The following is a 2,100-nucleotide window of genomic DNA, read 5'->3' on the forward strand; positions in this document are numbered from 1 at the left end:
GGCTGAAGGTGCGGTCGCGCAGCGCGCGGGCGAACCCGGCGGCCAGGCCGCCCTGCATCGCGGCGATCCGGTCGGCGAGGTCGGCCGGCCGTTCACCGTCGCTGAGAACCCGCCGCCCGAAGGTCGCGCCGAGCGCGTGCAGCGTCCACTCCAGCGCCTGCGGCTCGGTGAGGTGCGCCTCCACCAGGGCCCGCCCGACCTCCTCGGCGGGGCCGACGCTGAACGGCTCCGCCCGTATCGCCTGGGCCAGCCGGACCGTGTGCGCCAGCAGCAGCCGCTCGGTCTCGGCCAGGCTCAGTGGCACGAAACCGAGACGGCGCACCGCGCGGGCCCAGTCGGCGGCGTACCCCACGGCATCGGCCCAGCCGGCAACGACCCCGGCGGGGTCCCGGCCGGCGTCGACCCCGGCGGGGTCCGGGACGGCGGCCACGGGGTCAGCCGGCGGGCTGGTCGTACCGGGCGACGCCTCCGAAGGCGCCGAACCGCTCCGGGTGCTCGTCCACGTCGGACGGTGAGTCGGGACGCCAGAGCGGCATGTGCACGACACCCGGTTCCAGGACGGTCCAGTCGCCGAAGAAACCGGTGACCTGTGCGCGGGAGCGCAGGGTGATCTCGGTGGCGGTACGGGCGGAGAGCCGCTGGGCGTCCAGCATCTCCTGCGGCTGGTCCTCGAAGGTGGAGTGCGAGATGACCAGGAAGCTGCCCGGCGCGGCGGCCTCCCGCAGGGTGGCCAGGATCGCCTCGGGACGGTCGGCGTCCGGGATGAAGTGCACCACCCCGGCCAGCAGGATGCCCACCGGTCGACTGAAGTCGATCAGCCCGAGCTGTCGGGTCTCGGCGAGGATCCGCTCCGGCTCCCGCAGGTCGGCGTGGATCACCCCGGTCAGCTCGTTGCCGGCGAGCAGCTCCCGGCTGTGCGCGACGGCCACCGGGTCGATGTCGACGTACACCACGCGGGCCTTGGGGTTCACTCCCTGCGCCACCTCGTGCACGTTGCCCACGGTGGGGATCCCGGAGCCGATGTCGAGAAACTGGTCGATGCCGGCGTCGAGCAGCACCCGGACGGCCCGGCGGAGGAACTCCCGACCGGACCGCATGGTGGCGGCGAGATTCGGGGTCATGCTGGCGATCTGTTCGGCCAGCTGCCGGTCGATCTCGAAGTTGTGCGCCCCACCCAGAAAGTAGTCATACACCCGGGCCGCGCTCGGCCTGGTCAGATCGATCTCGGTCGGCAGTCCGTCCGGCATCAGTGTGCTCCCCAGTTCATCGCCGCGGCGCGGGACGGCACCGGCGGACGGGCGTGCCACGGGCACGCGCGAGCGCCGGCCGACCCGCGGGTCGTGTGGTGTGGACCACTCTAGGCGGCTGACTCCAGCAACAGCGAGATGCCTTGACCAACGCCGATGCACATGGTGGCCAGCGCCCGTCGGCCGCCGCGACGGCGCAGCTCCAGGGCGGCGGTCAGCGCCAGCCGTGCCCCGCTGGCACCGAGCGGGTGCCCCAGCGCGATGGCCCCACCGTTCGGGTTGACGTGGTCGGCGTCCACCGGCAGCCCCAGCTCACGCAGCACCGCCACGGACTGCGCGGCGAACGCCTCGTTCAGCTCCACCACGTCCACGGCGTCCAACCCGACGCCGACGCGGTCGAGCAGCTTGCGGGTGGCCGGCACCGGGCCGATCCCCATGATCCGCGGCGGCACACCGGCCACCGCGGCACCGACGATCCGGGCCAGCGGGGTCAGGCCGTACCGGGAAACCGCCGCCTCGCTGGCCACCAGCAGCGCGACCGCGCCGTCGTTGACGCCCGAGGAGTTGCCGGCGGTGACCGTGCCACCGTCGCGGAACGGGGTGGGCAGCGCGGCCAGCTTCGCGAGCGTGGTCTCCCGGGGGTGCTCGTCGACCTCGACCAGCCGGGTCTCCCGACGACCGGCCGGCACGGACACCGCCACGATCTCCTCGGCGAAGCGGCCGTCGGCCTGTGCCTTGGCCGCGCGCTGCTGCGAGCGGTACGCGAAGGCGTCCTGCTCGGCCCGGCTGACGCCGTACTCGGCGGCCACGAGCTCCGCCGTCTCCGGCAGCGAGTCGACACCCCAGCCGTCAC

Annotated in this window: 2 protein-coding genes and 1 pseudogene; all 3 read right to left on the reverse strand. The window is 73.9% G+C overall.

What is annotated here, in order from left to right; all coding sequences use genetic code 11:
* Positions 1–352, reverse strand: a pseudogene (locus tag KBX53_RS30880) (GGDEF domain-containing protein); the annotation flags it as partial.
* Positions 353–434: 82 nt separating this feature from the next.
* Complete coding sequence (locus KBX53_RS30885) at positions 435–1,247, reverse strand: SAM-dependent methyltransferase (protein ID WP_030337630.1); 813 nt, start codon at positions 1,245–1,247, stop codon at positions 435–437.
* A 110-nt stretch (positions 1,248–1,357) separates the two neighbouring features.
* On the reverse strand, positions 1,358–2,100 hold a 743-nt coding region (locus KBX53_RS30890), incomplete at its 5' end, for an acetyl-CoA C-acyltransferase (RefSeq protein ID WP_210863264.1).

The organism is Micromonospora sp. M51, assembly GCF_018070305.1.
GTDB classification, from domain to species: Bacteria; Actinomycetota; Actinomycetes; order Mycobacteriales; family Micromonosporaceae; genus Micromonospora; species Micromonospora parva.